At 61.2% G+C, this 16,111-nt stretch carries 14 protein-coding genes and 1 pseudogene; 7 read left to right on the top strand and 8 right to left on the bottom strand.

Translation table 11 applies throughout. The features are described 5' to 3' along the window. Window positions 1–28 precede the first annotated feature (28 nt). Window positions 29–574 carry a dTDP-4-dehydrorhamnose 3,5-epimerase gene (gene rfbC, locus ACF8GB_RS02315; RefSeq protein WP_058638940.1) on the bottom strand — a complete coding sequence of 182 codons (546 nt, stop codon included), beginning with the start codon at window positions 572–574 and terminating at the stop codon, window positions 29–31. Window positions 575–842: 268 nt separating this feature from the next. Between rfbC and aguA the strand changes: the two genes are divergently transcribed. Both aguA and ACF8GB_RS02305 read left to right on the top strand, forming a co-directional pair. Further along, window positions 843–1,949: an agmatine deiminase gene (aguA, locus tag ACF8GB_RS02310; RefSeq protein WP_058605942.1), complete on the top strand. Its 1,107-nt coding sequence runs from the start codon at window positions 843–845 to the stop codon at window positions 1,947–1,949. 177 nt (window positions 1,950–2,126) lie between these two features. Beyond that, on the top strand, window positions 2,127–2,324 hold the full coding sequence (locus tag ACF8GB_RS02305; RefSeq protein WP_078477827.1) for a hypothetical protein: 198 nt from the start codon (window positions 2,127–2,129) through the stop codon (window positions 2,322–2,324). 74 nt (window positions 2,325–2,398) lie between these two features. Here ACF8GB_RS02305 and ACF8GB_RS02300 read toward each other — a convergent pair whose 3' ends face one another. Continuing rightward, window positions 2,399–4,501 (bottom strand): TonB-dependent siderophore receptor, encoded by a 2,103-nt coding sequence (locus ACF8GB_RS02300; RefSeq protein WP_196186320.1) that lies wholly within the window; start codon window positions 4,499–4,501, stop codon window positions 2,399–2,401. Between the two features lie 460 nt (window positions 4,502–4,961). Here ACF8GB_RS02300 and ACF8GB_RS02295 point away from each other — a divergent pair, with 460 nt between their 5' ends. After that, the gene (locus ACF8GB_RS02295) at window positions 4,962–6,281 is read left to right on the top strand and encodes an OprD family porin (RefSeq protein ID WP_078477829.1); all 1,320 of its coding nucleotides are present in this window, start codon (window positions 4,962–4,964) and stop codon (window positions 6,279–6,281) included. Between the two features lie 69 nt (window positions 6,282–6,350). Here the strand turns inward: ACF8GB_RS02295 and ACF8GB_RS02290 are convergent, their stop codons facing one another. Both ACF8GB_RS02290 and ACF8GB_RS02285 read right to left on the bottom strand, forming a co-directional pair. Continuing rightward, window positions 6,351–7,718: an ATP-binding protein gene (locus ACF8GB_RS02290; RefSeq protein WP_392475175.1), complete on the bottom strand. Its 1,368-nt coding sequence runs from the start codon at window positions 7,716–7,718 to the stop codon at window positions 6,351–6,353. A 1-nt stretch (window position 7,719) separates the two neighbouring features. Next, complete coding sequence (locus ACF8GB_RS02285; RefSeq protein WP_196186318.1) at window positions 7,720–8,442, bottom strand: response regulator; 723 nt, start codon at window positions 8,440–8,442, stop codon at window positions 7,720–7,722. A 140-nt stretch (window positions 8,443–8,582) separates the two neighbouring features. Between ACF8GB_RS02285 and ACF8GB_RS02280 the strand changes: the two genes are divergently transcribed. Next, window positions 8,583–10,880, top strand: coding sequence for a TonB-dependent siderophore receptor (locus tag ACF8GB_RS02280; RefSeq protein WP_392526493.1), 2,298 nt, complete (start codon window positions 8,583–8,585; stop codon window positions 10,878–10,880). Window positions 10,881–10,952: 72 nt separating this feature from the next. On the opposite strand, the gene ACF8GB_RS02275 is transcribed toward ACF8GB_RS02280, so the two are convergent. Continuing rightward, complete coding sequence (locus ACF8GB_RS02275; RefSeq protein ID WP_023535792.1) at window positions 10,953–11,159, bottom strand: DUF3079 domain-containing protein; 207 nt, start codon at window positions 11,157–11,159, stop codon at window positions 10,953–10,955. Between the two features lie 337 nt (window positions 11,160–11,496). Between ACF8GB_RS02275 and ACF8GB_RS02270 the strand changes: the two genes are divergently transcribed. Both ACF8GB_RS02270 and ACF8GB_RS02265 read left to right on the top strand, forming a co-directional pair. Further along, window positions 11,497–12,309, top strand: a complete 813-nt coding sequence (locus tag ACF8GB_RS02270) for an alpha/beta fold hydrolase (RefSeq protein WP_392526492.1) — start codon at window positions 11,497–11,499, stop codon at window positions 12,307–12,309. Next, window positions 12,302–13,459 carry an ATP-binding protein gene (locus ACF8GB_RS02265; protein WP_392526491.1) on the top strand — a complete coding sequence of 386 codons (1,158 nt, stop codon included), beginning with the start codon at window positions 12,302–12,304 and terminating at the stop codon, window positions 13,457–13,459. Before ACF8GB_RS02270 ends, ACF8GB_RS02265 begins: the two co-directional genes overlap by 8 nt. 297 nt (window positions 13,460–13,756) lie before the next feature. On the opposite strand, the gene ACF8GB_RS02260 is transcribed toward ACF8GB_RS02265, so the two are convergent. The 3 genes and pseudogenes from ACF8GB_RS02260 to ACF8GB_RS02250 all read right to left on the bottom strand — a co-directional run. After that, window positions 13,757–14,203: a type II toxin-antitoxin system HicB family antitoxin gene (locus tag ACF8GB_RS02260; RefSeq protein WP_058638931.1), complete on the bottom strand. Its 447-nt coding sequence runs from the start codon at window positions 14,201–14,203 to the stop codon at window positions 13,757–13,759. Between the two features lie 87 nt (window positions 14,204–14,290). Then, entirely contained in the window at window positions 14,291–14,473 is a 183-nt protein-coding gene (locus ACF8GB_RS02255) for a type II toxin-antitoxin system HicA family toxin (protein ID WP_196121395.1), read from the bottom strand. Between the two features lie 584 nt (window positions 14,474–15,057). Continuing rightward, window positions 15,058–15,258 (bottom strand): annotated as a pseudogene (locus tag ACF8GB_RS02250) (integrase); the annotation flags it as partial. A gap of 200 nt (window positions 15,259–15,458) precedes the next feature. Here ACF8GB_RS02250 and ACF8GB_RS02245 point away from each other — a divergent pair. Continuing rightward, window positions 15,459–16,111: IS4 family transposase (locus ACF8GB_RS02245; protein ID WP_392526511.1), on the top strand; the 653-nt coding region annotated here is incomplete at its 3' end.

Raw genomic sequence — 16,111 nt, 5'->3', positions numbered from 1 at the left:
AGAAGGGTCTGAAGCAATTATGCGCTAGTTAAGGCAGCACTTGTGCTTCTGCCCACGACACGCCCAGCTTGTCCTTGTCTGAGAGCACAGGCGGCTGTTGCAGACCCCAGTCGATGGCCAGTGTCGGGTCGTCCCAGCGGATGCAGCGGTCGGCCTGTGGGTTGTAGTAGTCGGTGGTCTTGTACAGAAACTCCGCCGAATCGCCCATCACCGCAAAGCCATGGGCAAAGCCTGCCGGGATCCACAGCTGACGATGGTTTTCCGCCGACAGGTGCACTGCCACCCACTGGCCGAACGTGGGCGAGTGCCTGCGCACATCCACGGCCACATCGCGGATCTCGCCCTGTACCACGCGCACCAGTTTGCCTTGGGTATTGGCCACCTGATAATGCAGCCCACGCAGCACGCCCCGGCCAGAGCGCGAGTGGTTGTCCTGGACGAACTCGACCTTGGCGCCGGTCAGCCGGGCAAACTCGCGGGCGTTGAAGGACTCGAAGAAAAAACCTCGGCTGTCGCCGAAGACCTTGGGTTCGATGATCAGCACTTCGGGAAGGGTAGTGGGTATCACGTTCATCGGGAAACACTCTGCATGCTGTGCGTTATGACCCTAGCTGGCAGAAGCGTGCTTGTCCTGTCGAGCAAGGCGCGCGGCACTGCTCTGGTCAATGCTAGGGTGAAGGTTGCGCCCGACCGGCGTCACGTATTTGCCGATTATTATCGAAATATTGTGTCGGGCTTATCAGGGTCTTGCGGCATTATTCTGTTTCAACACGGATTTATATCGGTTATAAACGCTTTTTACGCCCATACCCTTCCGGGCAGGGCCATGACAGAGGTCAACGATGAAAACCCTCACTTCCACGCCCCGTGCCGATGGTTTCCACATGCCCGCCGAATGGGCCCCGCAAACCCAGGTCTGGATGGTCTGGCCCGAGCGGCCGGATAACTGGCGCCTGGGCGGCAAGCCGGCACAGGCGGCCCATGTCACCCTGGCCAAGGCGATCGCGCGCTTCGAACCGGTCACCGTGGGCGTCTCTGCCGGCCAGTATGAAAACGCGCGTCGCCTGCTGGACCAGCCCAATATCCGGGTTGTCGAACTCAGCAGCGACGATGCCTGGGTGCGTGATACCGGCCCCACTTTCGTGGTCAACGACAACGGCGAAGTGCGCGGCGTAGACTGGGACTTCAACGCCTGGGGCGGCTTCGAGGGTGGCCTGTACGCACCGTGGAACAAAGACGAGGCGTTGGCTGGCAAGGTGCTGGAGATGGAGCGCTGCCAGCGTTATCGCACCGAAGGGTTCGTGCTCGAAGGCGGCTCGATCCATGTGGACGGCGAAGGCACGGTGATCACCACCGAAGAGTGCCTGCTGAACCACAACCGTAATCCACACCTGAACCGCGAGCAGATCGAAGCTGTGCTGCGCGACAACCTCGCGGTCGATACCGTGGTCTGGCTGCCGGACGGCCTGTACAACGACGAAACCGATGGCCATGTCGACAACTTCTGCTGTTACGTGCGCCCAGGTGAAGTGTTACTGGCCTGGACAGATGACGCGAACGACCCCAACTACGCGCGTTGCCACGCGGCCATGGAAGTGCTGCAGACCACCCGCGACGCCAGGGGGCGGGCCTTCGTCGTGCACAAGATGCCAATCCCCGGGCCGCTGTATGCCACCGAAGAGGAATGTGCCGGCGTCGACCAGGTGTCGGGCAGCCAGGAGCGTGACCCTTCGGTGCGTCTGGCAGGCTCGTACGTCAACTTCCTGATCGTCAACGGCGGCATCATCGCGCCGAGCTTCGACGACCCGGCCGATGCCGAGGCCAAGGCCATACTGTCGAGCATCTTTCCTGACCATGAGGTGGTGATGATCCCTGGGCGGGAATTGCTGTTGGGCGGCGGTAACATTCATTGCCTGACCCAGCAGCAGCCGGCGCCTGTGCACCGTTGATGGCCCGTGGGGCGCGGCGAGGGTGTACGCTCGCTTCCCAGCCCGGCGACGCCTGGCACGTGTAGTGGCATAGCTTTTGTATTGTTTTTCAAACAGATAGCCCGGTGTCATCGGGTTGTCTGCTTGTAACACTACTTGCGTAGGTTAGCTGCTCACGGGCCAGGAGTACGTGTAGAAATGAATGCAGCAAGTGAGTCGGCATTGCGCCCATTGGCACTAGACCATGCATCGCTCGAGCGTTTGGCGAAGTGGTTGAAGCACCATGGAAGCAGCAGGGTCAGGACGACCGACCCACGACGGCTACTTGCCGGGCGTTACCCCGAAGGGCTGATCAGCGAGGCTGAGCTTCATGCGTTGATGGCGGTGTGGCGTTAGCCGCGATCCAACGTTCCTCAAACCCTGTAGCACACCGGCAGGGGCAGCCTCGCAAAGGCTGCCCCTGTTGACGTTCAGAAGCTGTAGGTGCCTGTGACGACCAGGCTGCGCGGGTCGCCGACCTGGATCTGCGCTGCACTGGTCGCCGAACTGTAGTAAGTCCGGTCGGCAATGTTGCTCAGCGCCGCCCGCACGTCCCACTCCTGGGTGCGGTACCCGGCCAGCGCATCCCAGCGGCCATAACCTGGCAGGACCGTGGTGTTCTGGTTGTCGGCATACCGCTGACCGACCAGCGTCAGGCCTGTTTCTGCGTACCAGCCCAGTTCTGGCTTCCAGGTGACGAACAGGCTGGCGTTACGCTTGGCCACGTCATTGATCCGGTTACCCTGCTGGCCATTGCTGTCCTTGACGATCGTGGCATCTTGCAGACCAATCCCGCCACGCACGTACCAGTTGCCAACCACATTGCCCATGGCGGTCAACTCGATGCCGCGCGAGCGCTGCAGGCCACTGAGCAAGGTGACTTCCGGGTCAAGCGGGTCGCGGGTACGACGGTTGTACAGCTCGAGCTCATAGACCGCCAGGGTGGTGGTCAGGCGTTGGTCGAACCAGTCGCTCTTCACGCCAACCTCCTTTTGCCGCGTCAGCTCAGGTGCCGTCTCGTTGCTGTTGCCCGGTGCGCCCGGCGTTATACCGATCAGGCCACCGCCTACTGGCGAGAAGGTCTTGCTCCATGACGCATAGAACGAGTGGTCCTGCCACGGGGTATACACCACCCCGATGCGAGGGCTGGTGGTTCGGCTGCTCTGTTTTTCGGACAGGCTGCGCACCTTGTTGGTGGTCTGAACGTCGAATTCATCGAAACGCACGCCTGCCAGCAACTGCCATTGATCGTTCAGGCGAAGCTGGTCTTGCAGGTACAGGCCTCGGCTTTGCACCACGGTGTGGTTATTGCTCGACATCACCATGCGACCGTTGTGCTGCCTGCTCCGGTCAGGGTCGTACAGGTCCACGGGCGGCACGGGCCTGCCGCCGGCGTTTGCCGCAGCCGCGGTGTACAAAGTGGGGTCGCGGCGTTGGCTGCCGAATTCCAGGCCCAGCAGTAGCGTGTGCCCTAGGCCCAGTGTGTCGAAGGTGCCTTCGGCTTCCAGGGTATTGAACAGGTTGCGGGTGTTCAGGTCCTGCTGCCAGCGCTGGCGCGTCACCGTGCCATTGCTGGGGTTATAGGCGGTGGGGTAGGTGTTGTCGAATTCGCTGTCGAGCTTGAACAGACTCAGGGTATGACGCAGTTGCCATGCATCGTTGAGCTCGTAGTTCAGGCGTGACCGCAAGGACTGCGCCCGGTCATCGATGAAGTCACGCTGTGTATCGCCGTAGGTCGTGCTGCGGCTGACATTCGCGGGGCGACCATCGACGCCGGGGATACCGCGGTCCGGCGTGCGGTTGAAGCGGCTGTACTCGTATTGCACCAGCCAGTTCAGCGCCGGCGTGACCTGCCAGCTGACCGAGGGCGCGAACAGCTGGCGGCTACCGTCGACACCGTCACGGAAACTGTTGTTGTCCTGGTTGCCCATGTTCAGGCGCAGGCTGACCGTGTCGCTGGGGTCTGCGCTGAGGTCGGCATACAGGCTGCGCAGGTCCTCGCTGCCTGCCCGTGCCTCCAGGGTGGAACGACGGCCCGCCTCGGGCGCCTTGCTGATGCGGTTGACGATACCCCCCTGGCCGCCCCGTCCATACAGCACGGCCGCAGGGCCTTTGAGCACATCGACCCGTTCGATGCTGTGCAGGTCGCGGATGTACTGGCTGTCATCACGCACGCCGTCCAGGTAGAAGTCATTGCCGGCTTCGAAGCCGCGAATGCGCACGCTATCGAAGCGCGTGTCGGCACCACTGCTGACGTTGGGGATACCTTCGAGCGCCTTGCCCAACGTGTTGCTGCCGTAGTCCAGCACCTGCGAGGTCTTGACCGTATCCACCGCCTGCGGCACGGCGCGTACGGCGGTGGCGGTTCGGGTCGCAGTACTGACTTCACGCACCCGCGGGCTGTCTTTGTCCCGCTCGCTGTCGGCGGTGACGGATAGCTCAGGCAGTGTGGTAGTAGCGGCGCTTGTGGGGCTGGCAGCCAGCAGGCATGAAATGGAGAGCGTGATAGGAGCGAGGCGAGAAGGGGCAGGCATGACGCGCGTTTGACCGGGCAGTAATGAAGGCGCGAATGATAATGGGTGCTATTTGCTAACGCTCGCCTATTATGGTTTCTGGATTTTTACGTTTCTATCACTTTGTGACTAGTCAGAATGGGGACCTAAGTGAACTTGTCGCCTTGATCAAGATGAGTTTTCAATACCGAGAAGGAATATCCTCCTACAGCTTTAGTTCTAAAGGAAATGCCTCATGAACGCTCGGTTTTTAGTTATATCAACCTGAATTTCACGTTTTTTTGACATTTGTAATCGCACGCCGCTAGGATTCGGCCACGCCTGCTGGCCAATCCGTTTGGCCATGCTGTTGCCAGGGCCGGCCGCGTTTACCGGCAAAGGGCCTTCTGGCAGAACCTGCATAGCGTCGAACCTACGAAGGGGCGTTGGTTCATGGCGTCATTACGCAGCGCGTTTTCGATCAAGAAATAAGGAAAATAACATGTTGAATACCAGGATCAGCCTGGTCGCCCTGGCGATGATCGCCGCGACCCAGGCCCAGGCCAATGACCAGGCCGCCAGCAACGGCTTCATCGAGGACAGCCACGCCAACGTCCTTCTGCGCAACGCCTACATCAACCGTGACAAGAAGCACGGCACCGATGACCAGATCGAGTGGGGCCAGGCATTCATCGGCAACTTCTCGTCCGGCTTCACCCAAGGCACCGTCGGTGTCGGCGTCGATGCATTCGGCCTGTACGCCTTGCGCCTGGACGGCGGCAAGGGCCACAACGGTGGCGGCGGCGTCGACTTCTTCAAGCCGCACGACACCACCAATGCCGATGGCAATGCCCGTTCGCCGCACAACCTGGCCCGTGCCGGTGCTGCCGTGAAGTTCCGCATTTCCAACACCGTGCTCAAGTACGGTGACCAGATGCCTGCACTGCCAGTGCTCCAGTACGACGATGCGCGCCTGCTGCCGGAAAGCTTCACCGGCACCCTGATCACCTCCAAGGAAATCGAGGGCCTGGAGCTGAACGCCGGTCGCTTCACCCAGGAAGCGCGCAAGAGCGCCGAACGCCGTGATGGCGGTGGCCTGAAGTCGATCAACGTGTTGGGCGGTAGCTACAAGTTCAACGACAACTTCACTGCGTCGCTGTACACCGCCGACACCGAAGACGTGATGAAGAAGCACTACCTGGGCCTGAACTACGTCTACGCCATCGCCGACGATCAGTCCCTGACCCTGGACTTCAACGGCTACAAGTCGAGCATCGACAACAAGTACGTGCGTGAAGCGGGCCTGAACGGTGACTCGAACACCATCTGGAGCCTGGCTGCTACCTACGCCTACGGCGCCCACTCGTTCACCCTCGCTCACCAGCGCAGCACCGGTAGCACCGGCTACAACTACGGCTGGTACCAGAACCAGGGCGGCGTGGGTGACGGTGGCTCGACCATCTTCCTGGCCAACTCTTACTGGTCCGACTTCAATGCCGAGGACGAGCGTTCCTGGCAGCTGGGCTATGGCCTGGACTTCGGTGCCTACGGCATTCCTGGCCTGACCTATAAGTTGGCCTACGTGGTGGGTGACAACATCAATACCCGCAACGTCGCCAACCCACAGGGCTTCGGCGAAGGCAAGGAGCGCGAGATCTTCAACCAGATCCGCTACGTGGTCCAGGAAGGCCCGGCCAAGGACCTGTCGGTCAAGCTGCGCAGCTCGTTCCTGCGCACCAACAATGCCGTGCGCCAGAACGGTTACAACGACGACGGCAACGAAGTCCGCGTATTCGTCGAGTACCCGATCAGCATCTTCTGATCCGGTCACCCACGCAGGCCACCTTCGCACCGCGTGCGCCGGTGGCCTGAGCCCACGGGCTGCCCACGTCTAGACAGGCAGCTCGATGGTCACGCGCAACCCGCCCCCCTCACGGTTGCGCATCCGCAACGCCCCCCCATGACTGGTCATGATCCGCTCGACGATACTCAGCCCGAGCCCATACCCGCCCGATGCCTGGTTACGCGAACGCTCGCCACGTACGAACGGTTCGGTAACGGTCGCCAGCAGGTGCGGCGCAATGCCTGGGCCTCGATCCTCGACGTGAACCAGCACCCGTGGCCCTACGCGCTCCACCGACACACTCACCTGACTGGCATAACGCAATGCATTGACCAGCAGGTTTTGCAGACAACGCTGCACCATCAGGGCATCGACGCTCACTACCCCGCCATGACCGAGCACAGGGATGGGCTCATCGGCAGTAGCCAGCTCCGCACACTGGCGTACAACCAGGCGATCAATGTCGACCGGCTGCAGGTTTTGCTGCTCGCCCGCACGCAGGTAGTCCAGCACCTGGCCGATCATGTCGTCCATCTGGGCAATGTTCTGCCGCAACCGCTTCCGGTGTTCGTCATCGGGCATGCGCTCCAGGCGCAGGCGCATGCGCGTCAACGGGGTGCGCAGGTCATGGGAGACGGCGGCGAGAAAGTAAGCCTTGTCGTTGACCATGGCGATCAGGCGCTGCTGCATGGCGTTGAAGGCCTGCGCGGCCTGACGAACCTCGTCGGGGCCGTCGAGCGCCAGCGGCGGTTGTTCTAGGTTGCTGCCCAGCGCCAGCGCTGCATCCGCCAGGCGGCGCAGCGGACGCAGGCACAGGCGCACGGCGATCAGGCACACCACCAGCACGGCGACAATGCGCAGCGCGTACACCCGCAACAGGTAGTCGCTGATCAGCAGCCAGGCGGACTCGCCGCTCCAGCCTTGCAGTTCCTGCCCGTCGATGGTCAACCAATGCCCGTCTGCCAACGGCACCGCAAACTGAAGGTGGGCCTGGGCCGTGCGCAGGCCGAACAGGCTGCGCCAGACGATCGGCTGGCCCAGTTCGTCGGTCAACTGCACCTTCATCAAATGCACCTGCGGCTCACGGCCAAGCTCGTATTTCAGGGCCTGGTGAAGCAGCAACTCGACCCGTTTGCGCCCGCGCCGTTCATCCTGCTGCGGTGAGGGCAGCTGCTCGGCGCAGCGTAGTTGGTAATGGGCCGGCACCTTGAGCACGCCGGCATGACAGCTGGCCTGCTGGATGAGCGGGGCGCTGCGCGCCGCAATCAAGCGCACGGGGGCTTCGAACACCTGGGCGAAGCGCACATCGAACCAGATGCTGCTGGACATCAACTGGATGGCCAACGTGCCGCCTACCATGATCAGCATCAGCTGCCCGAACAGCGTGCGCGGCCACAGTCGGCGAGCCCAGCGCATGTCAGGCCGTGGCCTGGCTCTGAGCAATGCTCAGCAGATAACCTTCATTGCGGATGGTGAGGATCTGCGCCACATCGCCGGGCGCATGGCGCAAGTGCTGGCGCAGGCGGCTGACGCACATGTCGACCGAGCGGTCGTCTGGCAGGTGGTCGCGGCTGAAGGCACTGCGCGTCAACTGGTCGCGAGACACCACACGGTTGTTGGCTTCGAGCAATTCGCGCAGCACCCGGTAGTCGGAGCGCGGCAGGGTCAAGGTTTGCCCATCGGGGCGCGTCAGCAGGCGCTTGATGTGTTCCAGGCGAAAGCCTGCAAAGACATGAGCTTCGACCTGGGTCGGCTCCTGTACGGCAGCCTCCAACCGATGGGGCCTGCGCAGCACGGCCTTGATCCGGGCAATGAGTTCCCGGGGTTCGAAAGGCTTGGCCAGGTAATCGTCGGCCCCCACTTCCAGGCCGATGATGCGGTCCAGTGCACTGCCCTTTGCCGACAGCATGATCACCGCCAGCCCCGGCAGGGCCTGCAACTGACGGCACAGGCTCAGGCCATCTTCACCGGGCAGCATCAGGTCCAGCACCACGAGGTCCACCTTTTGCCGCGCCAAGTGCTCGTGCATCTGCTTGCCGTCGGTAGCCGCCAGTACGGCATAGCCTGCGTCGCTTAGGTAATCGCACAGCAGCTCGCGAATCTCGTCGTCGTCATCAACAACCAGCAGGGTTGTGCTCATCTGAAAAAACACCTGTGAGGCGGGCGTCGTTAGCGCCCATTACGTTGCATTACATCCCCGTACATGTCGGGTGTAGAGCCCAGAGGACTGATCCCTAGAATCCTAACAAAAAATCATCTGCAAATACGAAGCCTTCCCAAATGACCCCCCCAAGCATCACCAATACCTTCACTACAATCATCTGTGGCGGCACCCGCCTCAAGCCAATTGCCTTCTTCGTCGGCCTTGCCATCAGCAGTGGCGTCATGGCCGCCGACAGCGCACCCTTGGTACTCGATGCCACGCAAATCGAAGACAGCGCCCTGCTGCCCCAGGACGATGCCGGCCAGCTGGGCTACACCGTCGAACGCACGCGCAGCTCCACTGGCCTGGCGCTGACCCCACGGCAAACGCCACAGTCGGTCACCACCATCACCCGTCAGCAGATGGATGACCGCGCCATCCACAGCATCGAGCAGGCGCTGGAGACCACCCCAGGGGTGACCGCCAGCAAATCCGAAGTGGGCGGACGCACCGATTACCGTGCCCGTGGCTACTCCATCACCAACTGGAAAATCGACGGCCTGCAGGCACCCGGCGCGTCGGACTTCAGCGGTAGCGGCAATGCCCTGAACATGGACCTCTACGAGCGCATCGACATCGTGCGCGGTGCCAACGGCCTGCTCGGCGGAACCGGCGACCCGTCCGCCACCATCGACCTGATTCGCAAGGCGCCCACCCGCACCTTCGGCGGCAGCGCGTACGCCACCTACGGCAGCTGGGACAAACGCCGTCTGGGCGCCGACCTGAACCTGCCGCTGTCCGAAGACGGCCGCCTGCGCTCGCGTTTCGTGGTGACCCAGCAGGACGCCAACTCGTTCCGTGACTACCAGTCCGACCGTTCACGCGCGGCCCTGGCCAACTTCGAGTTCGACCTGGACGATGCCACCACCCTGGGCGCCGGCTACCAGTACGAATACAACAAGGTGGTGGGCGGCGGTTGGGGCGCGAACATTCCCATCTGGTACCGCGACGGCAGCAAGACCGACCTGCCACGCAGCTCCAACCTGGTACCGAGCTGGAGCTTTGGCGAGTACACCACCCGTACCGTCTTCGGCTCGCTGGTGCACCGCTTCGACAACGACTGGTCGCTGGACCTGAAGGCGTCCCAGAGCACCACCGATGCCCTCAACCACCGAGGCCTGGGCAAGGTCAACTCGGCAGGGCGCGGCCGGTTCGGCGGCTACTGGAATCAGGACGGCAGCGGCGCGGTGCTCAACGGCCTGCACAGCTCGAGCGACACCACCCAGCAGTCAGCGCAGATCGACCTGTCCGGTCCGTTCCAATTGTTCGGCCGTACTCACCAGGCCATGGTCGGCTACAACGACAGCCGTAGCGTGCAGTGGTCGCCGGAGTACCGCTGCAGCATGGTTGGCGGCGGCAAGATCACCGATCCGGTAGTCGGCTGCCAGTTCCGCGCCAACAATGGTCTGCCCATCAGCGACTGGCGCAATGGCGTGGACGGGGACTATGACCTGCTGGCTTCGCAGACCGGCAAGCACAGCAAGACCACCACTCGCCTGCAGGGCATGTACGCCGCGACCCGGCTGAGCATCACCGACCCGTTGTCGGTGATCCTGGGCGTGCGCACCACCGACTACTCGGCCATCACCCGCAGCGTGAATGCCGTGCGCACCAGCCAGGAAGAAAACGGCGTCGTGACCCCCTACCTGGGCGCGGTGTACGACCTGAACGACACATACTCGCTGTACGCCAGCTACACCGACATCTTCAACCCGCAAACCCAGGAAACCAGCGCTGGCAGCCGGGTCGAGCCGATCCGTGGGCAAAGCTACGAGACGGGCGTCAAGAGCGCCTGGTTCGACGGTCGCCTGAACGCCTCTGCGGCCTACTTCCGCACCAAGCAGGAAAACAAGGCGGTGCTGGACGGCGGCCTGTCCACCCCGACCGGTGGCGATGCCTACAAAGCAGGCTCAGGCCAGGAAACCGACGGCATCGACCTGGAAATCGCCGGCGCCCTGACCCCGGACTGGAACGTATACGCCGGCTACACCTACCTGCACTTCCGCCGCGTTGATAGCGACGGGCGCAGCGACCCTTCGCACCTGTTCAAGGCCTCCACCACCTACCACCTCAGCGGCCCACTCGACCGCCTGACCGTAGGCGCCGGCGTTACCGCGCAGTCCAACATTCGCGCCATATCCAGCCCGGCGGGCCAGCCTGTCAACGGCGTGAGCAGCGGTGCCACCGACGTGAACTGGTCCGGCTACGCCATCTGGAACGCCATGGCCAAGTACCAAGTGACCGATGACACCAGCGTGACCCTCAATGCCAACAACCTGTTCGACAAGCACTACTACACCCGCTACGGGTTCTATGCAGGGGCCGTGTACGGTGACCCGCGCAGCTTGTCGCTGACCGTCAACACCACCTTCTGATCCACGTCGCAAGGACGAACACCTCACCCGCGCTGAGCGGGTGAGGTGCTTCATGCAGGGCTGAAGGGGCGTTCAGAGGGTGGGGGGCTTCGCGTTATCCACAGCGGGCGGCTCGAACCGGTCATCGAAACTGTCCCAGTCCTCGCCGAACAGCTCCATCGGGTGCATGGTCCGGTCGGCACCATTACCGCAGGCCAGCGCCTTGGCTGGGCAATACAGATCGCAGCCCCAGCAAATGCGCTCGGGGTGACTGGGGTGCTTCGGGAATTTCTTGGCCATGAGGGGCCTCCGGCAAGCAGTACATGACCTGAGCCTAACCCTCCTGGCTCTGTTCAGGTTGACTGAAGTCAAGCACCAGCCAGGGGCATCCGGATCATCACCAGACCCTTTGGCCCCAGAAAACTGGCAGAAATTTCTACGTCGCTTGCCTATATAGCGTAAGGTGGGCGTCCCGATCCGTGAACTGTTTCTGCACAAAACCCCACTAAGCACTTAGCGGGGCGCTGACGCGTTGCTCAACGGCACCTACCCGAAGGGCTTCTCTCAACTATTCTCAGCAAGGACTTAAACGGATCGTGACAGCTCAGCATGACGTTGAACGGTATTCGGGAGAGGTATGACCCTGCAAAAACGTAACAACGTCCAGGTAGCCGGAGCGGGTGACGTGACCCTCGTTCTTTCCCATGGTTTAGGCTGCGACCAATCCATGTGGCGGCTGCTACTGCCGCACTTTCTCGAGCGCTTTCGGGTTGTTACCTACGACTTGGTCGGGGCAGGGCGCTCGGACCTCAGTGCCTACAAGCACGACAAGTACGCCACGCTGTGGGGCTATGCCAGCGACCTCAACCAAATCATCGACGAATACGCCCAGGGCCCGGTCATCGTGGTCGCCCACTCGGTCAGCGCCATGATCACTGCCCTGGCCGAACGCCAGCGGCCGGGCCGCCTGATGGGGCTGATCATGGTGGGCGGCTCGCCCTGTTATGTGGACGACGAGGCCTACACCGGCGGTTTCACCCCCGATGAAGTGCACGACCTGCTGACCACCCTCGACGAAAACTACCTGGGCTGGTCCAGCTCCATGGCCCCTGTGCTGATGGGAACCCCCGGCCAGCCGGCCTTGGAACAGGAACTGGCCAGCAGTTTCAGCCGCACCGACGCCCAGATCGCCCGGCATTTCGCCCGCGTGATCTTTTTGTCCGACCACCGCAAGGACGTGACGGGCCTGCAGCTGCCCACCCTGATCGTGCAATGCACGGGCGATCCCGTGGTGCCTGTGGCGGTTGGCAAATACCTCAACACCGTCATGCCGAGCAGCCAGCTGAGCATCATCGAGAACATGGGCCACTACCCCCAGCTGAGCGCGTCAGGCGCTTGTGCTGCCGCGATGGACGAGTTCTTCACCCACCTTGGCCTCGACCATGGATAACACGGCGCTGCTGTCCACCCAGGCCTTCTTCGAGCACGCACCCTGTGCCCTGGTGGTGATGGCGCCCGACGGCACCCTGGTGCGCTGCAACCAGACCCTGGCCGACTGGCTGGGATACGACAGCGCCACCCTGCACGCGATGAGTTTCGATCAGCTGCTGCCCGCTGACGGCCGCGTATTCCTGCTGACCCACTGGGGCCCATTGCTGAACATGCAAGGGTCCGTCTCCGAAGTGAAGATTGACCTGCGCCACCGCGACGGCCGCAAGCTGCCCATGGTGCTCAGCGGCGTACGCCGCGAAAGTGATGACGGCATTCGCTACCACCTGGCGCTGTTCAGCGCCCTCGAAAGCACCAGCAGTGGCAAGGCCGCCCTGGAAGCCATGCAACGCGCCGAAGAAATGCTGGCGCAGAAGATAGAAGCCGAAAGCGCCCTGCAACGCGCCCAGGCCGAACTCGCCGCCGCCTACCAGGAAGTCCAGCGCCGCGCCGTCTTCTCCGAACAGATGGTCGCCATCGCCAGCCACGACCTGAAGAACCCCCTGACCGCCATCCAGATGGCCGCGTCCATGCTCAAGCGCGACCTACCCAACGACCGTGCGCGGCGGTTGCTGGCCGGCATCGACAACTCGACTGAGCGCGCGCTGCGCATGATCGTCGACCTGCTCGACTTCGCCTCGGTCAGGCTCGGCCCCGGCATGACCATCCGCCGCGAGCGAGTGGACCTGGTACGTGCCGTGGATTATTCGATAAGTGAGCTGAAGGTGGCCTTCCCTGACGCACAGATTCGGCACTACGCCCGCGGCCGACGCGTGGTGCAGGTCGACCCGGATCGGTTGCAGCAGTTGATTGGCAACCTGGTGGCCAATGGCGTGGCCTATGGCGACCTTCGCTACCCCATCACCCTGACAACGGACTTCTCGGATGACGGGGCGGTGGTGAGTGTGCATAACCATGGTGCTGCGATCGATGACGCGCTGCTGCCCACGTTGTTCGAGCCGATGACCCGAGGCAGCGATTGCCAGGACACGGTGCGGTCGGTGGGGCTGGGGTTGTTTATCGTGAAGAAGATTGCCGAGGCGCATGGGGGGAGTGTGAGCATGTGCTCGGATGAGGTGTTGGGGACACGGTTTGAGGTTTGGTTGGGATGAGGGGCCTTGGGCAGGTGCGTTCAATGAGCCGGGAATACTAACCCTTATCTTGCGTAAGCGCCGTCCCATACGAGCAACCACCCAATACCGCATCCGGAACCGAGCGAATCCCAGGGTGGGAGCGGCCTCGCGCCGCGATGAGCTGCACAGCAGCCTCAACAAGGCATTTCAGAAGTTCAATGGATACCCTGTGAGCTCTCAAGTCTCGCAAAGTTGGTTCAGTGCTTCAGTTGCGTTTCTTGCTCGTATACCTAGTCATTATTAGGGCGCCCGTAGGGCGCCCTTAATGTTTTCAAGTCATACTGTCTTTCTGGTTTTTAAAGCGTCTATGCCTTCGTTTAAGTTTTTCGCCAGCTCATGCAGCGCCGCCGCGGCTAAAAATCCTGATCTGGACGCATAAGAGCTGTCTTCTTTCACGCGATCATCTATGCGTTTGAGGAGACCTTCTGGTAAAGACGCGTTAAAGCGAACCGACTTCCCATAGTAGGGGGTGACGTCGAATTCTACGAAAGCCCAGATGCCATCGGCATAAGCCGGGTCCTTCCTATGAAGTTCGATGTTTTGAGGTTGCGGCAGAGGCTCTCCATCTTCTACCAAACCTTCAAAGTGCATCTCTAACGCAAGTTGGACTTCGCTCAATGCTTCATCGATCGTTTCGCCAGCAGAGAAGCAGCCCGGTACGTCTGGAACTGTCACTCCGTAATCGGAATCTTCATCTTTGTGCAAAACAACTGGGTATTTCATTTTAAACATCCCTCCGAAAAAGTTCGGCGATTCGATTTCACTATTGCTAACAGCAAGCTTACGATCTACCAGCAAGTGTAAAGCCGGTCAGAGACCGGCTTGCTTCCAGATGTTTCGAAGCGTCCCGATTGCCACATCTTTACTCGGATGAGGAACCGTAACCCGTCCCTTCTTGGTTGGATGCTTGAACTGCTGGTGGCTCCCATCAGTCCCTTTAACTCTGACCCAACCGTCATCCTTTAGCCGCTTGATGATGTCTCGGCTGTGCACGGGTACCTCCTCAAAGCTTGCCGCGGATGTGTGTATACTACACAACGATTCAGAGGATTGTACACACCAGTACACAATGTCTAAGATCCGATAACCCAACGCTTGTTCCCCACAGCAGGGGATGAGCTCGCATCGACCCTAGTTGCATACGCTTCACCTCCGTTTGCTAATCCTCGACCCCCCGTATCCTGCCCAGAATGCTGAGTGTTATCAGGGGTGGCCCCTGCGAATTGTGGGGGATGTCCTCTAGCCTGAGGCTGGCGGCTCCTGACGTCCTGGAACGAGGGCATCTCATAATCTGGCCTGTTTAAGCCGTTAAAGGTGGGCGGGTAGAGGCTGCATTGGCTGACGAGACCAGTGCTGCGAGATCCTGAGTCGGATGAAATGCAGCAATGCGATGACCGGGGCATGCCCGACTGTTAGTCAGGTGCACTCCGTCCCTTGGTCTGCGGGGCCATCCCCTACAGCGCTGCTGCTGGAGCCATTGGCGTCTGTCACGCCTATGTCAGGAGTGAAGTTGCCGCAAAACCGAATGCGATAAGGGCTGCAGCACTGTCAAGAGCGCCCGTCTCTTCCCAGTGAAACAGACGGATCACTGGATAACTGCTTAGGGCAGTCAGGCCTTCTCGGCCATCGGGTTTCACGTACCTGAGCCGCCCTCCTTTGCGGCCGTTGGGTTGCACAAGCAGGTCAAGACCGCCCCCATCGAAGAGCTTGTACTCGCGCTTTCTGGGATTTGCCGTGCGACAGGGGGTACCGGTAGGCGGGGCAGTTTTGCGGGCCACAAGGATAGTCTCCGATATCGAAACGGACCTCTACCCTTGAAACTAGCCTTATTAGCGCTGGCTATTCCCGAAATTCGACGGAACGCCAAAACGAAAAAACCCGCCAAAAGGCGTAATGCTGTTCACTTAAGCATTTGAGTCCAAGCCGGGGTTTCTAGAGAATCCGATACCAGCCCTCTGGTATCGGATTTTTTATGCCCATTCAGCAGCAATTGCTCGACCTCGGCGATCTCTTCAACTTCTCCGACCTCAGCACCTTCACTCAGAACATTCCTGTCGAATGGGTCGCCAGTGCGCTCAATCTCTCTGCCCAAGCCACGATACGGCGGCGACGTCTACCGAGTGAGCAGGTGCTTTGGTTGGTGCTGGGCATGGCCCTGTTTCGTGACGAGCCTGTCCACGAGGTGGCCAGGCGTCTGAACATCTGTGCCCAGGGCCTGGCTTCCGATCAACTGCTGGCACGCAGTGGTGTGACTGCAGCGCGCAAGCGACTGGGTGCTGACCCGGTCGAATCATTGTTTCGCCAGACCGGCAAACAATGGGGTTGCGAACGGTACGAAGGCGACGACTGGAACGGGTTGCAGGTGTTCGCTGTGGATGGTGCGTTGCTGCGAACCCCCGATTCACCTGAGTTGAGAGAACATTTTGGCTCTGGCAATACCGGTACCGAGCGCCAGACGCCTTTCCCAATGCTGCGTCTGGTTGCCTTGATGAATGTGCGCTCTCACGTAATTCTCGACGCCCAGCTCAGCCCTTATCGCGGTAGCGAGATGCGCTTGGCCGAAACCTTCCTCGGTCAGATTCCAGACAACTCAATCACGTTGTTCGACAAAGGTTTTTGGGGGGCTGATCT

This window comes from Pseudomonas sp. xss_4 (assembly GCF_043104125.1).
Classification (GTDB): domain Bacteria; phylum Pseudomonadota; class Gammaproteobacteria; order Pseudomonadales; family Pseudomonadaceae; genus Aquipseudomonas; species Aquipseudomonas parafulva_B.
The sequence above is the reverse complement of the archived record's forward strand: the minus strand, read 5'-3'. Positions and strand labels throughout refer to the sequence as shown.

Excerpts from the sequence above, each read along its gene's own strand:
- rfbC (WP_058638940.1), bottom strand. The coding sequence starts at position 574 with ATGAACGTGATACCCACTACCCTTCCCGAAGTGCTGATCATCGAACCC.
- aguA (WP_058605942.1), top strand. The coding sequence starts at position 843 with ATGAAAACCCTCACTTCCACGCCCCGTGCCGATGGTTTCCACATGCCC.
- ACF8GB_RS02305 (WP_078477827.1), top strand. The coding sequence starts at position 2,127 with ATGAATGCAGCAAGTGAGTCGGCATTGCGCCCATTGGCACTAGACCAT.
- ACF8GB_RS02300 (WP_196186320.1), bottom strand. The coding sequence starts at position 4,501 with ATGCCTGCCCCTTCTCGCCTCGCTCCTATCACGCTCTCCATTTCATGC.
- ACF8GB_RS02295 (WP_078477829.1), top strand. The coding sequence starts at position 4,962 with ATGTTGAATACCAGGATCAGCCTGGTCGCCCTGGCGATGATCGCCGCG.
- ACF8GB_RS02290 (WP_392475175.1), bottom strand. The coding sequence starts at position 7,718 with ATGCGCTGGGCTCGCCGACTGTGGCCGCGCACGCTGTTCGGGCAGCTG.
- ACF8GB_RS02285 (WP_196186318.1), bottom strand. The coding sequence starts at position 8,442 with ATGAGCACAACCCTGCTGGTTGTTGATGACGACGACGAGATTCGCGAG.
- ACF8GB_RS02280 (WP_392526493.1), top strand. The coding sequence starts at position 8,583 with ATGACCCCCCCAAGCATCACCAATACCTTCACTACAATCATCTGTGGC.
- ACF8GB_RS02275 (WP_023535792.1), bottom strand. The coding sequence starts at position 11,159 with ATGGCCAAGAAATTCCCGAAGCACCCCAGTCACCCCGAGCGCATTTGC.
- ACF8GB_RS02270 (WP_392526492.1), top strand. The coding sequence starts at position 11,497 with ATGACCCTGCAAAAACGTAACAACGTCCAGGTAGCCGGAGCGGGTGAC.
- ACF8GB_RS02265 (WP_392526491.1), top strand. The coding sequence starts at position 12,302 with ATGGATAACACGGCGCTGCTGTCCACCCAGGCCTTCTTCGAGCACGCA.
- ACF8GB_RS02260 (WP_058638931.1), bottom strand. The coding sequence starts at position 14,203 with ATGAAATACCCAGTTGTTTTGCACAAAGATGAAGATTCCGATTACGGA.